General features: G+C 74.7%; 22 protein-coding genes and 1 tRNA gene. 20 read left to right on the forward strand and 3 right to left on the reverse strand.

From position 1 onward, the window contains the following. The first annotated feature begins 7 nt into the window (after positions 1-7). Complete coding sequence (locus RTG05_RS07025) at positions 8-727, forward strand: ABC transporter ATP-binding protein (RefSeq protein ID WP_396349639.1); 720 nt, start codon at positions 8-10, stop codon at positions 725-727. A 119-nt stretch (positions 728-846) separates the two neighbouring features. Further along, a complete protein-coding gene (locus RTG05_RS07030; protein ID WP_315912403.1) occupies positions 847-1,206 on the forward strand; it encodes a histidine triad nucleotide-binding protein in 360 nt (119 codons plus the stop codon). A gap of 110 nt (positions 1,207-1,316) precedes the next feature. On the opposite strand, the gene RTG05_RS07035 is transcribed toward RTG05_RS07030, so the two are convergent. After that, entirely contained in the window at positions 1,317-1,526 is a 210-nt protein-coding gene (locus RTG05_RS07035) for a hypothetical protein (RefSeq protein WP_166528041.1), read from the reverse strand. A gap of 277 nt (positions 1,527-1,803) precedes the next feature. Between RTG05_RS07035 and RTG05_RS07040 the strand changes: the two genes are divergently transcribed. The 11 genes from RTG05_RS07040 to RTG05_RS07095 all read left to right on the forward strand — a co-directional run bounded on the left by RTG05_RS07040 (position 1,804) and on the right by RTG05_RS07095 (position 12,331). Further along, entirely contained in the window at positions 1,804-2,622 is an 819-nt protein-coding gene (locus tag RTG05_RS07040) for an enoyl-CoA hydratase/isomerase family protein (RefSeq protein WP_166528042.1), read from the forward strand. A 245-nt stretch (positions 2,623-2,867) separates the two neighbouring features. Continuing rightward, positions 2,868-4,916: a PhoH family protein gene (locus tag RTG05_RS22330; RefSeq protein ID WP_396349640.1), complete on the forward strand. Its 2,049-nt coding sequence runs from the start codon at positions 2,868-2,870 to the stop codon at positions 4,914-4,916. Between the two features lie 5 nt (positions 4,917-4,921). After that, positions 4,922-5,425 carry an rRNA maturation RNase YbeY gene (gene ybeY / locus RTG05_RS07055; protein WP_166528043.1) on the forward strand — a complete coding sequence of 168 codons (504 nt, stop codon included), beginning with the start codon at positions 4,922-4,924 and terminating at the stop codon, positions 5,423-5,425. Continuing rightward, entirely contained in the window at positions 5,422-6,873 is a 1,452-nt protein-coding gene (locus RTG05_RS07060) for a hemolysin family protein (protein WP_166528044.1), read from the forward strand. The genes ybeY and RTG05_RS07060 overlap by 4 nt, the downstream gene beginning before the upstream one ends. A gap of 6 nt (positions 6,874-6,879) precedes the next feature. Continuing rightward, positions 6,880-7,212 carry a cytidine deaminase-like protein gene (locus tag RTG05_RS07065; protein WP_166528045.1) on the forward strand — a complete coding sequence of 111 codons (333 nt, stop codon included), beginning with the start codon at positions 6,880-6,882 and terminating at the stop codon, positions 7,210-7,212. 134 nt (positions 7,213-7,346) lie between these two features. After that, a complete protein-coding gene (era, locus tag RTG05_RS07070; protein WP_166528046.1) occupies positions 7,347-8,264 on the forward strand; it encodes a GTPase Era in 918 nt (305 codons plus the stop codon). Further along, positions 8,264-9,058: a DNA repair protein RecO gene (recO, locus tag RTG05_RS07075; protein WP_166528047.1), complete on the forward strand. Its 795-nt coding sequence runs from the start codon at positions 8,264-8,266 to the stop codon at positions 9,056-9,058. Before era ends, recO begins: the two co-directional genes overlap by 1 nt. Continuing rightward, positions 9,048-9,812 (forward strand): isoprenyl transferase, encoded by a 765-nt coding sequence (locus tag RTG05_RS07080; protein ID WP_166528048.1) that lies wholly within the window; start codon positions 9,048-9,050, stop codon positions 9,810-9,812. Before recO ends, RTG05_RS07080 begins: the two co-directional genes overlap by 11 nt. Then, complete coding sequence (locus tag RTG05_RS07085; protein WP_166528049.1) at positions 9,812-10,087, forward strand: antibiotic biosynthesis monooxygenase family protein; 276 nt, start codon at positions 9,812-9,814, stop codon at positions 10,085-10,087. Before RTG05_RS07080 ends, RTG05_RS07085 begins: the two co-directional genes overlap by 1 nt. Positions 10,088-10,209: 122 nt before the next feature. Further along, positions 10,210-10,851 (forward strand): hypothetical protein, encoded by a 642-nt coding sequence (locus RTG05_RS07090; RefSeq protein WP_315912404.1) that lies wholly within the window; start codon positions 10,210-10,212, stop codon positions 10,849-10,851. A gap of 76 nt (positions 10,852-10,927) precedes the next feature. Further along, complete coding sequence (locus RTG05_RS07095) at positions 10,928-12,331, forward strand: glycine--tRNA ligase (RefSeq protein WP_166528051.1); 1,404 nt, start codon at positions 10,928-10,930, stop codon at positions 12,329-12,331. A 61-nt stretch (positions 12,332-12,392) separates the two neighbouring features. Here the strand turns inward: RTG05_RS07095 and RTG05_RS07100 are convergent, their stop codons facing one another. Further along, on the reverse strand, positions 12,393-13,238 hold the full coding sequence (locus RTG05_RS07100; protein WP_166528052.1) for a DUF1028 domain-containing protein: 846 nt from the start codon (positions 13,236-13,238) through the stop codon (positions 12,393-12,395). Positions 13,239-13,321: 83 nt separating this feature from the next. Between RTG05_RS07100 and dusB the strand changes: the two genes are divergently transcribed. The 6 genes from dusB (at position 13,322) to RTG05_RS07130 (ending at position 18,688) form a co-directional block, all read left to right on the forward strand. Then, positions 13,322-14,479: a tRNA dihydrouridine synthase DusB gene (gene dusB, locus RTG05_RS07105; protein ID WP_166528053.1), complete on the forward strand. Its 1,158-nt coding sequence runs from the start codon at positions 13,322-13,324 to the stop codon at positions 14,477-14,479. Between the two features lie 5 nt (positions 14,480-14,484). Then, a complete protein-coding gene (locus RTG05_RS07110; protein WP_166529567.1) occupies positions 14,485-14,931 on the forward strand; it encodes a hypothetical protein in 447 nt (148 codons plus the stop codon). Between the two features lie 69 nt (positions 14,932-15,000). Then, positions 15,001-15,630 (forward strand): YdcF family protein, encoded by a 630-nt coding sequence (locus tag RTG05_RS07115; RefSeq protein ID WP_208104838.1) that lies wholly within the window; start codon positions 15,001-15,003, stop codon positions 15,628-15,630. Between the two features lie 10 nt (positions 15,631-15,640). Next, complete coding sequence (locus RTG05_RS07120) at positions 15,641-16,174, forward strand: hypothetical protein (protein ID WP_315912405.1); 534 nt, start codon at positions 15,641-15,643, stop codon at positions 16,172-16,174. Beyond that, entirely contained in the window at positions 16,174-18,054 is a 1,881-nt protein-coding gene (gene dnaG / locus RTG05_RS07125; protein WP_315912406.1) for a DNA primase, read from the forward strand. The genes RTG05_RS07120 and dnaG overlap by 1 nt, the downstream gene beginning before the upstream one ends. Before the next feature lie 52 nt (positions 18,055-18,106). Next, positions 18,107-18,688: a hypothetical protein gene (locus tag RTG05_RS07130; protein WP_315912407.1), complete on the forward strand. Its 582-nt coding sequence runs from the start codon at positions 18,107-18,109 to the stop codon at positions 18,686-18,688. A gap of 93 nt (positions 18,689-18,781) precedes the next feature. Here the strand turns inward: RTG05_RS07130 and RTG05_RS07135 are convergent, their stop codons facing one another. Beyond that, positions 18,782-19,093 (reverse strand): hypothetical protein, encoded by a 312-nt coding sequence (locus tag RTG05_RS07135; protein ID WP_315912408.1) that lies wholly within the window; start codon positions 19,091-19,093, stop codon positions 18,782-18,784. Positions 19,094-19,232: 139 nt separating this feature from the next. Here RTG05_RS07135 and RTG05_RS07140 point away from each other — a divergent pair. Continuing rightward, positions 19,233-19,305: transfer RNA gene (locus RTG05_RS07140), tRNA-Asn, on the forward strand. Positions 19,306-20,243: the final 938 nt, after the last annotated feature.

Here is a 20,243-nt window from a genome sequence, read left to right on the forward strand (position 1 = left end):
CACCCCGATCCTGAGCGTCGAGGACCTGCGGGTCACCTACGGGCGGGTCGAGGCCGTCCGCGGGGTGAGCTTCACCGCCGAGCAGGGCTCGCTGGTGACGCTGGTCGGGGCCAACGGCGCCGGCAAGTCCTCGGTCATCAACGCCGTGTCCGGGCTGCTGCGCCCGGCCGGAGGGCGGATCACCTTCGAGGGCCGCGACATCACCCGGACGCCGGCGCACAAGCTGGTCGGCCGCGGGCTGGTGCAAGTGCCCGAGGGCCGGCAGGTCCTGGCCACGCTCACCATCGAGGAGAACCTCCGGATGGGCGGCTGGCACACCGGGGCGGGCGCCCAGCGGTCGATCGACGCCGTCTACGACCGCTTCCCGGTGCTGGCCGAGCGCCGCGCCCTGCCCGCGGGGTCGCTGTCCGGCGGGGAGCAGCAGATGCTCGCCATCGCCCGGGCGCTGGTGGCCGCGCCGACGGTCATGCTGATGGACGAGCCGTCCATGGGTCTGGCCCCCAAGATCGTCGACGAGGTGTTCCGGGTGATCGCGGAGATCCGGGCGTCGGGGACCACCGTGGTGCTGGTCGAGCAGAACGCCCGCCGGGCGCTGCGCGCCGCCGACCACGGCTACGTGCTGGCCAGCGGGGAGATCGTGCACTCCGGCCCCGCGGCCGACCTGCTCGCCGACGAGCGCATCGTGCAGGCCTACCTCGGGGTGGAGACCACGCCCGGCCAGCGCTGACACCGGGCACTCTTGCGCTGTTCCCCTCGCTCTCGCGCTGCTGCACGACCGCGAGAGCAGGGGGAGCAGCGCAAGAGCCGTGACTGACGGGCGGCTGTCCACCCGATTACGGTCGGCGGGTGACCGACTGCCTGTTCTGCCGGATGGTGGCCGGGGACATCCCCGCCGACGTCGTGCACGAGACCGACCGGACGCTGGCCTTCCGGGACATCAACCCGCAGGCGCCCACGCACGTCCTGGTGATCCCGAAGGCCCACCACCCCACGGTCGCCGCGCTGGCGCAGGCCGACCCCGACCTGCTCGGTGCCGTCGTCCGCGCCGTGTCCGCCGTCGCCGTCCAGGAGGGGCTGGCCACCGAGGACGGCGCCGAGCCCGGCTACCGGGTGGTGACCAACACCGGCCCGGCGGCCGGGCAGACCGTCCACCACGTGCACCTGCACGTGCTCGGTGGCCGCGACCTGCGCTGGCCGCCCGGCTGACCGGCCCCGGGCCAGGGGGACCGGCCGGCCGGGCGGCGCGCGTCAGCGCAGCCGGGTCCGGGCGACCAGCCGGACGCCGGCCACCCGAGCCCGTACCGGTCGGCCACCCGCTACTGCGCGAAGGTGGCGTCCGCCCCGGCCTGGAACACCGCGGCGATGGGGGTGACCACCTCGGGTGCACCCGCCGGCGCCGTGACCCGCAGGACCGGGCGCCCCTGGACCTCCGTCACGGTCCAGGTGACGAAGGGGCAGCACGTCTGTTCGGCGGCAGCCAGGTCCGCGAGCTCCTGCCGGACACCTGGGCAGGGCTCGTAGCTCACCTCCACCTCTCCGTCGCTGAGGCGGACGACCGGGGCTGCGGTGTCACGGAGCCTCCTCCACCGGACGAGTCGGGCTGGCCCGTCCTCGGGCCCGAGCGTGCAGGCCACCGGTAGCGGGGAGCGTCGGTCCGGACCGGTGGTGTCGTCCACACGCCGAGTGCACTCCGTCGTGCGGTCCTGGTCAATCGCATGCCCCGCGAGGGTCCGGCCTGCAGGAGGACGACCACGTCCGGCACCCGCGCGGCGTGGGGTGGACCTGCCTGCCAGGCTGCCGGGCATGACCGAGACCGCCCCCGTGCGCATCGAGCGGGACGGCGACGTCGCCGTCGTCGTCCTGGACAACCCGCCGCTGAACCTCTTCGACGCCGCCGTCTTCGACGCGCTCGACGCGGTCGTCGACGAACTCGTCGCGCTCACCGACCCCGCCGACCCGGCACGGACCCGGGCGGTGCTGGTCGAGGCGCGCGGGAAGGTCGTCTCCGGCGGCGTCGACGTGACCGTGTTCCGCGACATCGCCGAGGGCCCGGAGCCCGCCGGTCAGGGGGCGGACCTGTGGCGGCGGCTGCTGCGGGTGACCCAGACCGTCGAGGACCTCCCGGTGCCGACCGTGTTCGCCGCGCACGGGCTCACCCTCACCGCCGCCTTCGAGCTGGCGCTGGCCTGCGACGTGCTGCTGGCCGCCGAGCGGGCGTCGTTCGGGCTGGTGGAGATCGTCGTCGGGCTCACCCCGTCGATGGGCGGACCGCAGCGGCTGGCCGAACGGGCCGGCTCCGCCCGCGCCAAGGAGTTCGTGTTCACCGGCGAGCGCTACCCCGCCGCCGTCCTCGAGCGGTGGGACGTGGTGAACCGGGTGCTGCCCGACGAGGGCTTCGCCGAGGCCGCCCGCGGCTACGCCCACCGGGTCGCCGCCGGCCCGACCGTGGCCCACGCCGCGACGAAGCGGCTGGTCACGACCGCGGTGCGGCAGGGCGCGCGGGCCGCCGACGACCTGGTGCCCGACGTCTCCGGCGCGCTGTTCACGACCGAGGACCTGCGCGGCGCGGTGACCTCCTTCCTCGCCGAGGGACCCGGGAAGGCGACCTACTCGGGTCGGTGAGCGCGGGTTCCGCGGCGGCGGGCGCGGGTAGAGTCGAACGGTCCGCACCTCCTCTCGCAGGAAGGCAGGGTCGAGGGTTCTTGCCCGACTCCTCCTCGAACGTCCCCGTGCCCGGAGCGCCCACCTCCCGTGAGGCCTCGGCACAGGCTGCAGCGGCCGACGGCCACCTCGGTGCGCCCGCCACGGGTCCGGGGGGCGCCCCCACCTCCGTCCGGGCCACCATCACCGTCCCCGACTCCGTGTCGATGGTCGCCCTCCTCGGCTCCGGCGACGAGCTGCTGCGCCTGGTCGAGCAGGCCGTCGACACAGACGTCCACGTGCGCGGCAACGAGATCTCGGTGACCGGCCGCCCGGCCGACAACGCCTTTGCCGTCGCGGTCTTCGACGAGCTGATCGCGCTGCTGGGCACCGGCCAGGCGCTGCGCCCCGACTCGGTGCGCCGGGTCATCGGGATGCTGCGCGCCGGCGGCTCGGAGCGGCCGGCCGACGTCCTCAGCCTGGACATCATCAGCCGCCGCGGGCGCACCATCCGGCCCAAGACGCTGAACCAGAAGCGCTACGTCGACGCCATCGACACGCACACCGTCGTCTTCGGCATCGGCCCGGCCGGCACCGGCAAGACCTACCTGGCGATGGCCAAGGCCGTGCAGGCGCTGCAGACCAAGCAGGTCAACCGGATCATCCTCACCCGCCCGGCCGTCGAGGCCGGCGAGCGGCTCGGGTACCTGCCCGGCACGCTCAGCGAGAAGATCGACCCCTACCTGCGGCCGCTGTACGACGCGCTGCACGACATGGTCGACCCGGAGTCGATCCCGCGGCTGATGCAGTCGGGGACCATCGAGGTCGCCCCGCTGGCCTACATGCGTGGCCGGGCCCAGCCGTACAACTCCCAGGTGCTCACCCCGGACGGCTTCGTGCCGATGGGCACCCTGCAGGTCGGTGACCTGGTCATCGGCTCCGACGGGACGCCGACCCCGGTCCTGGGGGTGTACCCCCAGGGCGTCAAGCAGGTCTACCGGGTCGCCACCCAGGACGGCGCGTGGACGCTGGCCTGCGGCGAGCACCTGTGGACCGTCGCGACGCCCGAGGACAAGCGCCGGGGGACGACCCGCACCCTCGAGACGCAGGAGATGGTCGGCCGGCTCCGGCGCGGCAACATCCGCCGCTACGAGCTCCCGGTGGTCCAGCCGGTCCACCTCGCGCCCCAGGACGTGCCACTGGACCCCTACGCCCTGGGCCTGCTGCTCGGCGACGGCTGCCTGACGACGTCCACCACGCCGGCCTTCGCGACCGCTGACGCCGAGTTGGTCGTCGCGCTCGACGAGGCGCTCGACGGGATCGAGGTGGAGCACAAGTCCGGGTACGACTACGTGCTGCGGCACCGGGACGGTGGGCGCGGGGGGCTGCGCGTCGCCAACCCGGTGACCGCGGTGCTGCGGCGTCTCGACCTCGCCGGGACGACGTCCGCCACGAAGTTCGTGCCCGAGGAGTACCTGCACAACTCGGCGGCCGTGCGCACCGCCGTGCTGCAGGGCCTCCTGGACTCCGACGGGGGGCCGGTCACGCAGCGCGGACGCACGTGCCGCGTGCAGTACTCGACGACGTCACCGGGCCTCAAGGACGGCGTCACCTTCCTCGTGCGGTCCCTGGGCGGGGTCGTGTACACCCGGCCGCGGGAGTCGGCCGGCCGCCCGCCAGGCCTCGCCGGAGGCTGGCCGGTCGAGTACCGCGAGGACGCCTACGTCCTCGACATCCGTCTCCCCGAGGGCGTCGAGCCGTTCCGGCTGTCGCGCAAGAAGCGGGCGTACGAGCTCGCCGGAGGTGGCCGGCCGATGCGGTTCATCGACAGCATCGAGCCGGTGGGCGAGCAGGAGACCCTGTGCATCCAGGTCGCCGCGCAGGACTCGCTGTACGTGACCGACGACTTCCTGGTCACGCACAACACCCTGAACGACGCGTTCGTCATCCTCGACGAGGCGCAGAACACCACCGCCGAGCAGATGAAGATGTTCCTCACCCGGCTCGGCTTCGGCTCGAAGATCGTGGTCACCGGTGACGTCACCCAGGTCGACCTGCCCGGTGGTGCGCAGAGCGGGCTGCGCATCGTGCGGGAGATCCTCGACGGCATCGAGGACGTGCACTTCTCCCACCTGACCAGCTCCGACGTCGTCCGCCACCGGCTGGTCGGCGACATCGTCGACGCCTACGAGCGCTGGGACGCCGCGAACGACCAGCGCCCGGCCTCCGCCCAGCAGCCGGTGCGGCCCTCGCGGCCGCGCCGGCAGGGGAGCTGAGCGCCGTGCCGGTCGAGGTGGCCAACGAGTCCGAGATCGCCGTCGACGAGTCCTCCCTCACCGCCATCTGCACCTACGTGCTGGCCGAGATGGGCGTCAACCCGATGGCCGAGCTGTCGGTGCTGTGCGTGGACGCGGACTACATGAGCACGCTGCACGAGCGCTGGATGGGGGAGAAGGGGCCCACCGACGTCCTGGCCTTCCCGATGGACGAGCTGGACACCGGCCGCCCCGACGAGCCCGACCCCGGCCCGGCACTGCTGGGGGACGTCGTGCTGTGCCCCTCGGTCGCCATCCGCCAGGCCCGCGCCGCCGGCCACACCATGGACGACGAGCTGATCCTGCTGGCCACCCACGGCGTGCTGCACCTCCTGGGCTACGACCACATGGAGCCCGCGGAGGAGAAGGAGATGTTCGGCCTGCAGTCCACCCTGCTCGACGGCTGGCGGGCCGCCCCGCGGGCCCCGATGACCGGTGAGCCGGTCGAGCGGGGGCCGGTTCCCCGATGACCTCCGGCGAGATCACCCTGCTGGTGGTCGCCGTGCTGCTCGTCCCGCTCGCCGGGCTGTTCGGCGCCATGGACGCCGCCCTGCAGCGGGTGTCCAAGGCGCGGGTGGACGAGCTGCGGCGCGACGGCGTGAAGCGGGCCGGCGTGCTCTCCGACGTCGTCGCCGAGCGGGCCCGGCACGTGGCCCTGCTGCTCCTGCTGCGGATCGGCTGCGAGATGGTCGCCGCCACCCTGGTCGCGGTCATCCTCTATCGGATCTGGGGCGGAGGGTGGCAGCCGGTGCTCGCCGCCGCCGGGGTGATGACCGTCGTCACCTACGTGCTGATCGGCGTCGGCCCGCGCACGCTGGGCCGCCAGCACGCCTACGGCTTCGCGCTGCGCACCGCCGGGGTGGTCGCCGTGCTCGGCCGGGTGCTCGGCCCGGTGGCCACGCTGCTCATCCTGGTCGGCAACGCGATCACCCCCGGGCGCGGCTTCCGCGACGGGCCGTTCTCCTCCGAGGTCGAGCTGCGCGAGCTGGTCGACATGGCCGAGGAGCGCGGCGTGGTCGAGTCCGGCGAGCGCAACATGATCCACTCGGTGTTCGAGCTGGGCGACACCATCGCCCGCGAGGTCATGGTGCCGCGCACCGACGTGGTGTGGATCGAGCGGACCAAGACGCTGCGCCAGGCCCTCGCACTCGCCCTGCGCAGCGGGTTCAGCCGCATCCCGGTGATCGGTGAGAACGTCGACGACGTCGTCGGGGTCATCTACCTCAAGGACCTCATCCGCCGGACCTCCGGCGGCCAGGACGTCCGGATCGACGTCCGGGTCGAGGAGCTGATGCGCCCGCCGACGTTCGTGCCGGAGTCCAAGCCGGTCGACGAGCTGCTGCGGGACATGCAGGCCCAGCGCATCCACATCGCGATCGTCGTCGACGAGTACGGCGGCTTCGCCGGGCTGGTGACCATCGAGGACATCCTCGAGGAGATCGTCGGTGAGATCGCCGACGAGCACGACCGCTTCCAGCGGCCGCCGGTCGAGCAGCTGGAGAACGGCTCGGTGCGGATCACGGCCCGGCTGCCGGTCGAGGACCTCGCCACTCTCTTCGAGGTGGAGCTGCCCCGCGACGACGACGTGGAGACCGTCGGCGGGCTGCTCGCCCGCGAGCTGGGCGTGGTGCCGATCGAGGGCTCCCGGGCCGACGTCGCAGGGCTGCGGCTGGTCGCGGAGAGCACCGGCGGGCGCCGCAACCGCATCGACACCCTCCTGGTGTGCCGGGTGCCCGAGACCGACGGGGAGGACGACGGCGGGCAGTCGCCGGCCGAGCCGCCTCCCACGGAGGACGTCGCGGCCACGACGTCCAGGGCCACGACGTCCGGTGCCGCGACGTCCGGTGCCCCGGCGTCCGCGGCCACCGCGTCCGGCGCCACCCGCGTCGAGCAGCCCGCCGGCGCCCTGGAACGCTGACCGCCTGTGACCGATCTCGACCCCGAGGACGCCAAGCTCGTCACCCTGGCCCGCTCCGCACGCGGGCGCACCGGCGCCGCGGAGGGTGCCGCGGTCCGCGACACCGACGGCCGCACCTACCTCGCCGCGACCGTCGCGCTGCCCTCGCTGCGGCTGACCGCGCTGCAGGCCGCCGTGGCCGCCGCCGTGTCCAGCGGCGTGACGGGGCTAGAGGCCGCGGCCGTCGTCTCGACCGCGGACGGCGTCGAGGACGCCGGGCTGGCCGCCGTCCGCGACCTCACCCCGTCGGCGCCGGTGCTCCTGGCCGGCCCGGACGGCGCCGTCCGCACCACCGTCTGAGACAGCCCGGCCGGCCGGACCCCAACCGCTCCTGGAGCGGTCCTCGCGCTCCCGGGCCGCGGCCGGCCCCCGGGGGACGGACGCGACCCCGGGAGCGCTCGGAGGGTGTCGTCCGGGGGTGGGAGACTGGTCCGGTGAGCCCGCCGGAGCAGCCGCCCTACCGCAGCGGCTTCGCGTGCCTGGTGGGCCGCCCCAACGCGGGCAAGACCACGCTGACCAACGCCCTGGTCGGCGAGAAGGTCGGCATCGTCAGCAACCGCCCGCAGACCACCCGGCACGCCATCCGCGGCGTCGTCCACCGGCCCGGCGGCCAGCTGGTGCTCGTCGACACCCCGGGCCTGCACAAGCCGAAGAGCCTGCTGGGCCGCCGGCTCAACGACGTCGTCCGCGACACCCTGTCCGACGTCGACGTGGTCGTGTTCTGCGTGCCGGCCGACCAGCCCGTCGGCACCGGCGACCGGTACATCGCCCGCCAGCTCGCCGAGGTGCGGGCCCCGGTCGTCGTCGTGGTCACCAAGACCGACGCGGCGTCGAAGAAGCAGGTCGCCGAGCAGCTGCTGGCCGCCAGCGCGCTGGTCGAGGCCGCCGAGGTGGTGCCGGTGAGCGCGGTGCGCGGCGACCAGGTCGAGCTGCTGGAGGACCTGCTGGTCGGCCTCCTGCCCGAGGGCCCCCCGCTGTACCCCGACGAGCAGACCACCGACGAGGACGTCGAACGGCAGCTGGCCGAGCTGGTCCGCGAGGCGGCGCTGGAGAAGGTGTTCCAGGAGGTGCCGCACTCCCTCGCGGTCACCATCGAGGAGCTGACCCGCCGGCCGGACCCCAAGCGGGACGGCGGCGAGCTGGTCGAGGTGCACGCGCTGCTGCACGTCGAGCGGCCCAGCCAGAAGCCGATGCTGCTGGGGAGGGGCGGGGTGACCGTCAAGGCGATCGGCACCGAGGCCCGCCAGGGGATGGAGACGCTGCTGGACGCCCGCGTGCACCTGGACCTGCACGTGACCGTGCTCGGCGAGTGGCAGGACGACCCGAAGAAGCTCAACCGGCTGGGCTACTGATGTCCACCGTCCACGGGTCGCTGTACCGCGACGAGGGGATCGTGCTGCGCACCCAGAAGCTGGGCGAGGCCGACCGGATCGTCACGGTGCTCACCCGCCGGCACGGCAAGGTCCGCGCGGTGGCCAAGGGCGTGCGCCGCACCAAGAGCAAGTTCGGCGCCCGGCTGGAGCCCTTCAGCCACGTCGACCTGCAGTTCTACACCGGCCGCACCCTCGACATCGTCAACCAGGCGGAGTCCATCCGCGCCTACGGCCAGCCGATCGCCGGCGACTACCCGGCCTACACCGCCGGCACCGCGGTGCTGGAGACCGCCGACCGGCTCATGGCCGAGGAGGAGAAGGAACCGAACCTGCGGCTGTTCCTGCTCGTCGTCGGCGCGCTGCGGGCGCTGTCCGAGCGCACCCACCCCGCGCCGCTGGTGCTCGACGCCTTCCTGCTGCGCGCCATGTCGGTGGCCGGGTGGGAGCCGGCGCTCGGCGGCTGCGCCCGGTGCGGCGAGGACGGCCCGCACCGGCACTTCTCGGTGCCCGCCGGGGGCATGGTCTGCCCGCCCTGCCGGCCCACCGGCTCGGCGATGCCCAACCCGGCCACCATCGCGCTGCTCGACGCGCTGCTGTCCGGGGACTGGACCACCGCCGAGGCCAGCGAGAGCCCCCAGCGCCGGGAGGGCAGCGGGCTGGTCGCCGCGCTGCTGCAGTGGCACCTGGAGCGCGGGCTGCGCTCGCTGCCGCTGGTCGACCGCACCGATCCGACGGCGCAGCGCCGGGAGGTGGCTCCGGCCCGTGAGGCGTGAGGTGAAGGCGCCCGACCCGCACCCGTCGGGCGCGCGGCCGCCGTCGATCCCGGCCGGCCGGGTGCCCGGCCACGTCGCGATCGTCATGGACGGCAACGGCCGCTGGGCCGCGGAGCGCGGCCTGCCCCGGACGGCGGGGCACCAGGCGGGGGAGTCCTCGCTGTTCGACTGCGTGGAGGGCGCCATCGAGCTGGGCGTGCGGGCGATCAGCGCCTACGCCTTCTCCACGGAGAACTGGCGGCGCAGCCCCGAGGAGGTCCGCTTCCTCATGGGCTTCAACCGCGACGTCATCCGCCGCCGCCGCGACGAGATGCACGAGCTCGGCGTGCGGGTGCGCTGGGCCGGCCGGCGCCCGCGGCTGTGGCGCAGCGTCATCCGGGAGCTCGAGGTCGCCGAGGAGCTCACCCGCGACAACGACGTCCTCACCCTGACCATGTGCGTCAACTACGGCGGGCGGGCAGAGATCGCCGACGCCGCGGCGGCCATCGCCCACGAGGTGGCCGCGGGCCGGCTCGACCCGGGCAAGGTCGACGAGGGCACCGTCGCGCGGTTCCTGGACGAGCCGGACATGCCCGACGTCGACCTGTTCGTGCGCAGCTCCGGGGAGAACCGCACCAGCAACTTCCTGCTGTGGCAGTCGGCCTACGCCGAGTTCGTCTTCCTCGACACGCTGTGGCCGGACTTCGACCGGCGGCACCTGTGGGCGGCGTGCGAGGAGTACGCCTCCCGGCAGCGCCGCTTCGGCAGCGCCTGATGTTCGCCGTGACCCGGCTGCGGGTCCCCGAGGACGACGCCGCTGGCTTCGCCGCCGACGTCGACGCCCTGCTGGCCGCCCTCGCCGCCCGCCCCGGCCACCGTGACGGCGAGGTCGGCCGCTGCGCCGACGACCCGGGGCTGTGGGCGCTGGTCACCCGCTGGGACGGCGTCGGTGCCTACCGCAGGGCGCTGTCGGCCGCCGAGGTGAAGATCGCCGGCGCCCCGGTGTGGCTGTACGCCCTCGACGAACCCGGGGTCTACGTCCCCGACTGACCCGGCGTGACGGCCTCCACGGGAGGACGACGTGTGGCCGGCCGCCCGGCGGGGCATCCAGGGGCCACCTGGACCTCGTGCCGCAGCCGAGCGGCGCCGCCCGGACGACGTGTGGAGCACCCGTGAGCCAGCAGTCCACCGCCGGACCACGCCGTCCCGGCCCCCCGGAGCCGGCCGCCGAGCGCACCCGGCCGGTCAGCCTGCCGCCCGCGCCGCCGACGCGGATGGCCGACAACTTCGTGGTCCCCCCGACCGTGCCGGCCCAGGCCGCGCCGTCCGCCGACGCACCGCCCGCCGACGCGCAACCTGCCGACGCACCGTCCGCCGGCGCACCGGCCGGCGACGCGCCGTCCGCGGCGGGGGCGGCGTCCCCGACCCGGCCGGCCGCCGACGTCGGTCCCCCCACGACCGAGATCCCCGTGGCGCCGCGCGGCGCCGACCGCGGTCCCACCGCGGCGCCGGCGGCACCCGGGTCGGACCCGGAGCCGCCGGCGCCCGTGGCGAGGGCGTCCGCGGCACCGTCGCCGGCCGACCCGCCGGCGGCCCGGATCGCCGACCAGCCCACGATCAACCTGCCCGGTGGCACCGGCCGTCCGCAGGACGCGGCCACGATCACCTGGCTGGCCGGCCCCGGACCGGGTCCGCGGCCGTACCCGCGGGTGGTCCCGAAGCGCCACCCGGTCCGGACGCTGCTGCTGTTCCTGCTCGTCCTCGCGCTGGCCGCCGGCGGGGCGTGGGCGGTCCTGATGGCCTCCGGCGGGTGACCGCCGGGCGGGCCCGGCGCGGCCACTACCGTGGACGGGTCACCCCGCCGACCGCCAGCCGGATGGAGCCCCGCGCGTGAGCGAGAGCACCGCCAAGCACGACCCCGCACGCCTGGACAAGGTGGTGAACCTCTGCAAGCGGCGGGGGTTCGTCTTCCCGTCCGGTGAGATCTACGGCGGCACCCGCTCCGCCTGGGACTACGGGCCCCTGGGCGTGGAGCTCAAGGAGAACATCAAGCGGCAGTGGTGGCGCACCGTCGTCCAGAGCCGGGACGACATCGTCGGGCTGGACTCCTCGGTGATCCTGCCGCGGATGACCTGGGTCGCCTCCGGGCACGTCGGCGTCTTCACCGACCCGCTGACCGAGTGCCAGAACTGCCACAAGCGCTTCCGGGCCGACCACCTCGAGGAGGAGTTCGAGGCGCGCAAGGGCCGCAGCCCCGAGAACGGCCTCGCGGACATCTCCTGCCCGAACTGCGGCACCAAGGGCGCGTGGACCGAGCCGCGCGACTTCAACATGATGCTCAAGACCCACCTCGGCCCGGTCGAGGACGAGTCCGGCCTGCACTACCTGCGCCCGGAGACCGCTCAGGGCATCTTCGTGAACTTCGCCAACGTGATGGGCGCGGCCCGCAAGAAGCCGCCGTTCGGCATCGGCCAGATCGGCAAGTCCTTCCGCAACGAGATCACCCCGGGCAACTTCATCTTCCGGACGCGGGAGTTCGAGCAGATGGAGATGGAGTTCTTCGTCGAGCCCGGCACCGACGAGCAGTGGCACCAGTACTGGATCGACGAGCGCACCCGCTGGTACACCGAACTGGGCATCTCCCCGGACAACCTGCGGCACTACGAGCACCCGAAGGAGAAGCTGTCGCACTACTCGACGCGCACCGTCGACATCGAGTACCGCTTCGGCTTCCAGGGCTCGGAGTGGGGTGAGCTCGAGGGCATCGCCAACCGCACCGACTTCGACCTGAAGACGCACTCCGAGCACTCCGGCACCGACCTCAGCTACTTCGACCAGGGCACCAACAGCCGCTGGACGCCGTACGTCATCGAGCCGGCCGCCGGGCTGACACGCTCGCTGATGGCCTTCCTCGTCGAGGCCCACACCGAGGACACCGCCCCCAACGCCAAGGGGGGTGTCGACACCCGCACGGTGCTGCGGCTGGACCCGCGGCTGGCGCCGGTCAAGGCCGCCGTCCTGCCGCTGTCGCGCAACGCCGACCTCTCGCCCAAGGCCCGCGACCTGGCCGCGGCGCTGCGGCGCGCCTGGAACGTCGACTTCGACGACGCCGGCGCGATCGGCCGCCGGTACCGCCGGCAGGACGAGATCGGGACGCCGTTCTGCCTGACCGTGGACTTCGACACCCTCACCGACGACGCGGTCACCGTCCGGGAGCGCGACTCGATGAGCCAGGAGCGGGTCGGCCTGGACCAGGTCGAGACCTACCTGAAGGCCCGGCTGCCCGTCTGCTGAGGGTGTGCGCCGGCGCCCCGTTCCCCACCGCGGACCGGGGCGCCGGCGCACCCGCTCGCGGTCAGCCGGTGGTGCGGCGCAGGTGCTCCAGCACCACCGGGTCGATCCGGTCGTCGTGCCAGCGCTCCTCGAAGTTCTCCCGGCCCATCCAGTCGTAGAGGTCACGGCCCAGGTCGCCGCTGGCGTACCCGGTCGCGGCCAGCCGGCGGACCAGCTCCCCGTCCAGCTCGGGGGTGTGCGCCAGCAGCTGCTCGGCCGGGGTGCTGCCGAAGTACAGGTCGTGCAGGTCCAGCATCCGCGTCAGCTCGCCGATGGGCTCGGGGTGGTCGTCGCTGCGCAGGTCGACGACGACGTCGCCGAGCCCGCCGTAGCCGCCGCCGGCTGAGACGACGAGCACCGCCGCCGCCTGCTTGCCGCGGGGGTCACCGCCGGCGTCCTGACCGGCGGCCAGCGCGGCGACCAGCCGCCGGGCGAGGTCCGGCTCGGCGGCGGAGGCCAGCCAGGCGTCGACCATCGCGTCGACCACGCCGGGGCCGGCGAGCAGGTTGCCCTGGGCGGCGAAGGACCCCTCCGGGCCCTCGCCGGTGCGCCCGCCGGCCCAGTGCTGGGCCCGCTCACCGGTGAAGGTGGCCGCCCGGCCGTCCCGGTCGACCACCCCGGCCTGCCGCTCGGCGCGGTCGGGGTCGGCGTCGAAGAACCGCTGCAGCAACTCGCCGGCGGCCACGCCCTCGCGGAGCATGGCCAACCCGCGGGTCTTGAGCTCCAGGTTCACGTGGGCCTGGGTGGCCAGCGCCCCGGCGTCGGCCGCCGCGGCCGGTACGTAGGCGCCCGCGGCGAGGAACTTGCTGGCCACGGCCACGCCGAGGGCGGAGCCGTCCGGGCTGCGGCCGACGAGGGAGAAGGTCACCCGCGGACCCTAGCCAGGCGCGGGAGGTGTCGCCGGGTCGGTGCGGGCCGGGCCGCCCCGTCCCGGCACCTACGCTGGGGGGTGTGACCAGCACGCTCGAGCCGACGACGGCACTGCCGCCGCTGCGGCTCGGGTCGCTGACCGTGGACCCCGCCGTGGTGCTCGCCCCGATGGCCGGGATCACCAACCCGGCCTTCCGCACGCTGTGCCGCGAGTTCGGCGCCGGCCTCTACGTCTGCGAGATGATCACCACGCGGGCGCTGGTCGAGCGCAACGAGAAGACGCTGCACATGGTCCGCGCCACCGCCGACGAGCGGGACGCCTTCTCCGTGCAGCTCTACGGGGTCGACCCGGCCACCGTGGGCCGCGCGGTGGAGATGCTCGTCGACGAGCAGGTCGCCGGCACCCGCCCCGCACACGTCGACCTGAACTTCGGCTGCCCGGTGCCCAAGGTGACCCGCAAGGGCGGCGGCTCCGCGCTCCCGTGGCGCCGGGTGCTGTTCCGCGACATCGTGCGCGCCGCCGTCCGCGCCGCTGGTGACGTCCCGGTCACCGTGAAGACCCGCATCGGCATCGACGCCGACCACGTCACCTACCTCGAGGCCGGCCGGATCGCCCAGGACGAGGGCGCCGCCGCGGTCACCCTGCACGGCCGCACCGCCGACCAGCTCTACAGCGGCACCGCCGACTGGGCGCCGATCGCCCGGCTGGTCGAGGCGCTCGACATCCCGGTGCTGGGCAACGGCGACCTGTGGGAGGCCGACGACGCCCTGCGGATGGTCGCCGCGACCGGCTGCGCGGGCGTCGTCGTGGGTCGGGGCTGCCTGGGCCGGCCGTGGCTGTTCGGCGACCTGGCCGCCGCCTTCGCCGGCCGCTCGGAGCGCGCCCTCCCGACGCTGCGCGAGGTCGCGGCGGTCCTGCTGCGGCACGCCACGCTGCTGTCGGCCGACCAGGGCGAGCTGCACGGCTGCACCGACGTCCGCAAGCACGTGGCCTGGTACCTCAAGGGCTTCTCCGTCGGCTCCGACGTCCGCCGGGCGCTGGCGATGGTGAGCAGCCTCGACGAGCTGGCCGGGCTGCTGGCCCGCATCCCCGACCAGCCCTACCCGACGGCCGTGCTCGGTGCCCCGCGCGGGCGCACCAGCCCGCCGCGGCCGGTGGCGCTGCCGGAGGGCTGGCTGGCCGACCGCGACGACCCCCGGCCGCCGGCCGGGGCCGAACTGCTCGTGAGCGGCGGGTGAGCGCCATGGTCCAGGGCCCCTACCTCTACGACGACGACCCGGCGCCGCTGCACACCGGCACCCCGCGGTCGGCCCGGGCGCTGATCCTGTCGGTCATCGGCGGGACCGTCGCCGTCGCCGTGGGCATGGCCGTCGGCCTGCCGCTGGTCAAGGGCAGCCCGGAGGAGCAGGCCCGCGAGGTCACCGGGGTCTTCCTCGCCGCACTCGCCGCGGACGACGTGGAGACCGCCCACGGCCTGCTCTGCGCGGCGGAGGCGATCCGCCTGACCCCGGAGGCGGTGCCGGCCGAGTACGCCCCCGGCGGCGCGGGGGAGGTCACCGGCACGACCGACGCCGAGGTGGACGGCACGCCGGTGCAGCGGGTCGAGGTGACCTGGGAGGACGGCGGCACCTCCACGCTCACCGTGGTCAGCGAGCAGGGCGCGCGCGTCTGCGGGACGTCGCCGGGCTGATCGGCGGCCGCGGCACGGACCGGCCCACGGCGTCCACGGACCGACGGACCCGCGTGGTACCCATGACGGGTGGGCGTGCGTGTGGCAGACCTGGTGGGCCGCGCCGTCGGCGCCCTGCTGCTCGCCACCGTCCTGCTGGTCGTCTCCACCGCGACGGCGATCTGGTGGACGGCGCGGCAGGACGCGCGGCCGGCGTCCGACGCGGTCGTGGTGCTCGGGTCGGCGCAGTACAACGGCGTGCCGTCGTCGATCTTCGAGGCGCGGCTGGAGCACGCGCTGGCGCTGTACGCCGACGGCGTCGCGCCGGTGGTCGTGACGGTCGGCGGGCGGGCGGACGGCGACCAGTTCAGCGAGGCGGAGTCCGGCCGCGCCTACCTGGCCGAGGCCGGCGTCCCGGAGGACGCGCTGCTGGCCGTCGAGGAGGGCGAGGACACGCTGGAGAGCATGCGGGCCGTCGGTGCCGCGTTCGACGAGCGCGGCTGGTCCTCCGCGGTGCTGGTCACCGACCCGTGGCACGCGCTGCGGGCCGAGCGGATGGCCGAGGACGCCGGCCTCACCGCCGACAGCTCGCCGACCCGGCAGGGCCCGGCGGTGCAGACCCGCACCACCCAGTTCCGCTACATCCTCCGCGAGACGGCGGCCTACCTGCTCTACCGGGCGACCGGTGAGAGCGTCGCCGGCGCACCCGGGATCGGCTGAGGGGGCGGCGGTGCTGGAACTGGGCGGGGCCGACGCCGACGGCGTGCTGCCGGTGCTGCGCGACGGCGTGCCGGTCGCGACCATGCGCGCGGGCGGTGAGGCGGCCACGGCCACCGCGGAGGTGGCCGGGAGCACCTGGGCCTACACCCAGCGCGGCGCGGAGCTGACCGGTCGCCGTACCACCGACCCGGAGGACGCCGTGCGGCTGCGGGCCCACCGGACGTCGACGTGGCGGGGCACCTGGTCGGTGGAGCTGGAGGGGGTGCGGGTCGACGTGGCGAACACCTCGGTGTGGCGCGGCACCCGCCGGTACTCCGCCGCCGGGCGCCGGCTGGCCGACAGCGGCAGCACCGGGGGGTGGACGCCGCGGCCCACCCTGGACCCGGACCCCGCCCTGCCGCTGGAGCACGCGGTGTTCCTGCTGTGGGTGGAACTGGTCGCCAGCCACCGGGTCGGCGACGGCGCCGGCGTGCTCGTCACCGGGGCGGACGGCGGCGCCGACGGGGGTGCCGACGGCGGCGGTGGCGGCGGGGGAGGCGACTGATGGCCGGGCGGGGACGCATCCGGGCCGCGGACATCGCGCTGGTCCGCGAGCGGTCGCGGATCGACGAGGTCGTCGGCGAGCACCTGCAGCTCAAGCGCGCAGGCGGGGGCAGCCTCAAGGGCCTGTGCCCGTTCCACGACGAGAAGTCGCCGTCCTTCCACGTCACGCCCTCACGGAACCTCTATCACTGCTTCGGTTGCGGCGTGGGCGGCGACGTCATCTCCTTCATCCAGCAGATCGACCACCTGACCTTCACCGAGGCCGTCGAGCTGCTCGCCGGGCGCGCCAACGTCGAGCTGCACTACGAGGACGACGGCGGCCGCCCCACGGGGGCCCCGGACCGCGCGCAGGCCGGCCAGCGGGCCCGGCTGGTCGCGGCCAACACCGCGGCGGCGGCCTTCTACGCCGCGCAGCTGGGCAGCCCGGAGGCCGCCCCGGCCCGGCAGTTCCTCGCCGACCGCGGCTTCGACCGCCAGGTGGCCCTGGACTTCGGCTGCGGCTTCGCGCCGGGCGGGTGGGACGGGCTGACCCGCCACCTGCGCGGCCAGGGGTACACGCAGCAGGAGCTGGTGACCGGTGGACTGGCCAAGGAGTCCAGCCGCGGCACGCTGATCGACCGCTTCCACCGCCGGCTGGTCTGGCCGATCCGGGACATCACCGGCGACGTCATCGGCTTCGGCGCCCGCAAGCTGATGGACGACGACCCGGGCCCGAAGTACCTCAACACCCCCGAGACGCCGCTGTACAAGAAGAGCAGCGTCCTCTACGGCATCGAGCGGGCCAAGCGGGACATCGCCCGCCGCCACCAGGCCGTCGTCGTGGAGGGCTACACCGACGTCATGGCCTGCCACCTGGCCGGGGTCACCACCGCGGTCGCCTCCTGCGGCACCGCGTTCGGCGCGGAGCACATCGGCGTGCTGCGCCGGCTGCTCATGGACCAGGACGAGTTCCGCGGCGAGGTCATCTACACCTTCGACGGCGACGCCGCCGGGCAGGCCGCGGCCATGAAGACCTTCGCCGAGGACCAGCGCTTCGTGGGGCAGACCTTCGTCGCCGTCGAGCCCGACGGCCGGGACCCGTGCGAGCTGCGGCAGGCGCACGGCGACGCCGCCGTCCGCGACCTGGTGGGCCGGCGGACGCCGCTGATCGCGTTCGTGCTCAAGACCACGCTGGCCGGCTACGACCTGGACACCGTCGAGGGTCGGGTGGCCGCGCTGGACAGGACCGCGCCGCTGGTCGCGCAGATCAAGGACCACGCGCTGCGGCCGGCCTACGCCCGCCAGCTGGCCGGGATGATCGGCAACACCGACGAGGCCGAGGTGCTCGAGCGCATCCGCCGGATCACCGGGGACGACGGCCGGCCCTCGCGCGGCCGGGTGCGCACCCCCCAGAAGAGCGCGGACGACGTCGCGGTGGAGGTGGAGCGGGAGGCGGTCAAGGCGGCGCTGCAGAGCCCCGAGCTCGCCGGGCCGTCCTTCGACGCCGTCCCCGGCGAGGCCTACACCGACCCCGACCTGGCTGCGGTGGCGGCGGCGGTCGCGGCCGCCGGGGGAGCCGCGGCCACCCGGGTCTCCGGTGCGGAGTGGCTCGACGTCCTGGCCGCCCACTGCACCCGGGACAGCGCGAGGGCACTACTGACCGCGCTGGCCGTCGAGCCGATGCGCGCGGCCGGTGAGGCCGACGCCGTCTACGTCGGTGCGGTGCTGGCCCGGCTGGAGGAGATGCACACCGTGCGGCAGGTGGCTGCGCTGAAGGGCCGGCTGCAGCGGATGAACCCGGTCGAGGCGGGCGAGGAGTACATGCGGGCGTTCGGTGAGCTCATGGCGCTGGAGCAGCAGGCGATCTCGCTGCGCAAGCGGGCGATGGGCGGGCTCGGGTGAGCGAGCTGGCCCGCGGGTGCAGCGGCTCGGTGCACGCCGGCGAGGAGGTGACGTGAGCGTCCTCGACCGGGTGCGGCGGCGCTTCGCCCGGCCGCCGGAGCTCGTGCGCGCGGTGGTGCAGGCCTCGGCCGACCCCGACGAGCGGGTGCTGGCCTGGGGTGCCCTGGTGCGCGACGGCGGGTGGCTGGTGGCGACCTCCCGCGGGCTGCGCGTCGTGCCGGCCGGCCTGTCGCTGCCCGACGCCGGGGAGGTCGGCGTCCTGCCGTGGCACCAGGTGGGCTCGGCGCGCTGGACCGCGACCGGTGACGGCGGCGGCCGCTTCGAGGTGACCCCGCTGACCGAGGTCGAACCCGGGGTGCAGGCACGGCTGCCGGTCGAGCGGCACGCGCTGTCCGACGCCGGGGGCCTGCCGCCGGTCGTCCGCCGGCGGGTGGACGAGACCGTGGTCGCCAGCCGGCGTGCCCCGCTGCCCGGCCGGGGAGGGGTGGTGCTGGTCGCCCGGCGGGTGCCCGGTCAGCCGGTGCGGGAGTGGACCGTGGTCTTCGACGACGACGCCGACCGCAGCGACCCCGCCGCGCGGGAGGTCGCGCGGCAGAAGCTCGCCGAGGCGGTCGCGGCCGACCAGCCGGACTGAGGGAGGACCCCGTTCTCCCCGCCCTTCGCAGGCTCAGGGCGGGCCCCTGGACGGGGCCGACCCCATGCTGCGGGTGCCGTTGCGTGAGCGCTTCTACACGCCGCCGGTGGTGTCCGGCGGCGGTACCGGCGCGCTCGACGGCCGGGTCGTGCCGGACGCCGCGCGGGCGCGGGGGACCGACCCCGCCGCGCCGGGCGTCGAGGTGCCGCCCAGGCCGATGCGCGCCTTGGCGGAGTTGACCACGCCGTCGGCGCGGGCCTGCGCCATGCCGGCCAGCCCCTGCAGCTGCGGGTTGTCCTTGGCCTGCTCCCAGGCGCGGCGGATCTGCTCGTACCGCTCCGTGCCTGCCTTCGCGCCGAGCACGTAGCCGGCGCCGAAGCCGACGAGGAAGGACAGCTTCGCCATGGAGAACCCCCAGGTGGGACGCGGGACGGTGGACGATCAACCTAGCCGCGCCGGGGGTCGGGCGCGACGCGGAGGGGCCACCGCGGTCGGGCGGCCGGGGTGCGGTAGCCTCGTCGCTGCGCGCGGGTGACCCCGCCGTTCCCCCGTAGCTCAATTGGCAGAGCATGCGACTGTTAATCGCAGGGTTACTGGTTCAAGTCCAGTCGGGGGAGCAGAGCTCCTGGTCAGCGAGTTGTATGCCTCTCGGTCGACTCGCCGCGCCCCACTGAAGCCCCATTCTTGCCGGCCGATGCCACCGGCTTGGGACTCTTGACCGGGGTCACGGGGGGTCGGAGGTTGGATCCTCTCAGCCCGACAGTGAAATCGCAGGTCAGGGACGGGTCGGCCATCAAGGTCGGCCCGCCTTTCAGATGAGTACAGCAACGGCGACAGCAGCGCGTCGGCGCTACAGCAACGGCCCTGCGCGGGCCCATGGCGGATGCGGTGCGTCCCTCGACGAAGGGGAGCAGTCTCCCGTCCTCCTCCGGTTCCTCTCCAGTCAGCAGGGCCCGGTGGCCACCGGCAGGGGACCACCGGCGCCCGGAGCCTCCTGCGGTCCCCGGAGGAGAACTGGAGGATGGCGTGGTATCGCGGGTCCGCGCTGCTGCCCCAGGTGGCTGACCACCGGAGGTCGGCAGGAGGAGAACCGGGACACGCCGCTGCTCGGCGCGTGCGGGCTGCAGCCATACCGGATGTCCTGCGGACTGCAGCCCGACCGCTGTCATCGTGGTGGCACACCGGTGTCAGCGAGGTCGACGTCGGAGGTCCCCGGTGGAACGGTTCACGGCGGCGGCGCGGAGACCGACGGGGTGGCAGCGGTGGTAGGCGGCCAGGACGGCGTTGAAGGCGATCGACAGGCCGGCGAGGTCGCGGTCGTAGACCCGGCCGTCATCAAGTTGGGCGGCCAGCTCGGCTAGAGCCCGAGGCCAGTCGCGTCGGGTGAGCGGCTGTGGTGCGGGACCTGCACGCGCCGTTCGACGATCTGCACCGCCGCCCGACCGGAGGCCGCGGCGCGGGTCTGCTCCCTGGCGCGGTGCCGGCAGGTGGCCGAGCACCACGTGGGGATCGGTCCCCGGGCTCGCGGCGTGATCTGTCGACCTCGTCCGTCATC

The sequence above is a fragment of the Geodermatophilus sp. DSM 44513 genome, assembly GCF_032460525.1.
In the GTDB taxonomy this organism is placed as follows: domain Bacteria; phylum Actinomycetota; class Actinomycetes; order Mycobacteriales; family Geodermatophilaceae; genus Geodermatophilus.

Bases quoted from the DNA above. Each gene is read 5' to 3' on its own strand.
- RTG05_RS07040 (WP_166528042.1), top strand. From the start codon at position 1,804: ATGACCGAGACCGCCCCCGTGCGCATCGAGCGGGACGGCGACGTCGCC.
- recO (WP_166528047.1), top strand. From the start codon at position 8,264: ATGTCCACCGTCCACGGGTCGCTGTACCGCGACGAGGGGATCGTGCTG.
- RTG05_RS22330 (WP_396349640.1), top strand. From the start codon at position 2,868: ATGGTCGCCCTCCTCGGCTCCGGCGACGAGCTGCTGCGCCTGGTCGAG.
- RTG05_RS07135 (WP_315912408.1), bottom strand. From the start codon at position 19,093: ATGGCGAAGCTGTCCTTCCTCGTCGGCTTCGGCGCCGGCTACGTGCTC.
- dnaG (WP_315912406.1), top strand. From the start codon at position 16,174: ATGGCCGGGCGGGGACGCATCCGGGCCGCGGACATCGCGCTGGTCCGC.
- RTG05_RS07085 (WP_166528049.1), top strand. From the start codon at position 9,812: ATGTTCGCCGTGACCCGGCTGCGGGTCCCCGAGGACGACGCCGCTGGC.
- RTG05_RS07110 (WP_166529567.1), top strand. From the start codon at position 14,485: ATGGTCCAGGGCCCCTACCTCTACGACGACGACCCGGCGCCGCTGCAC.
- RTG05_RS07060 (WP_166528044.1), top strand. From the start codon at position 5,422: ATGACCTCCGGCGAGATCACCCTGCTGGTGGTCGCCGTGCTGCTCGTC.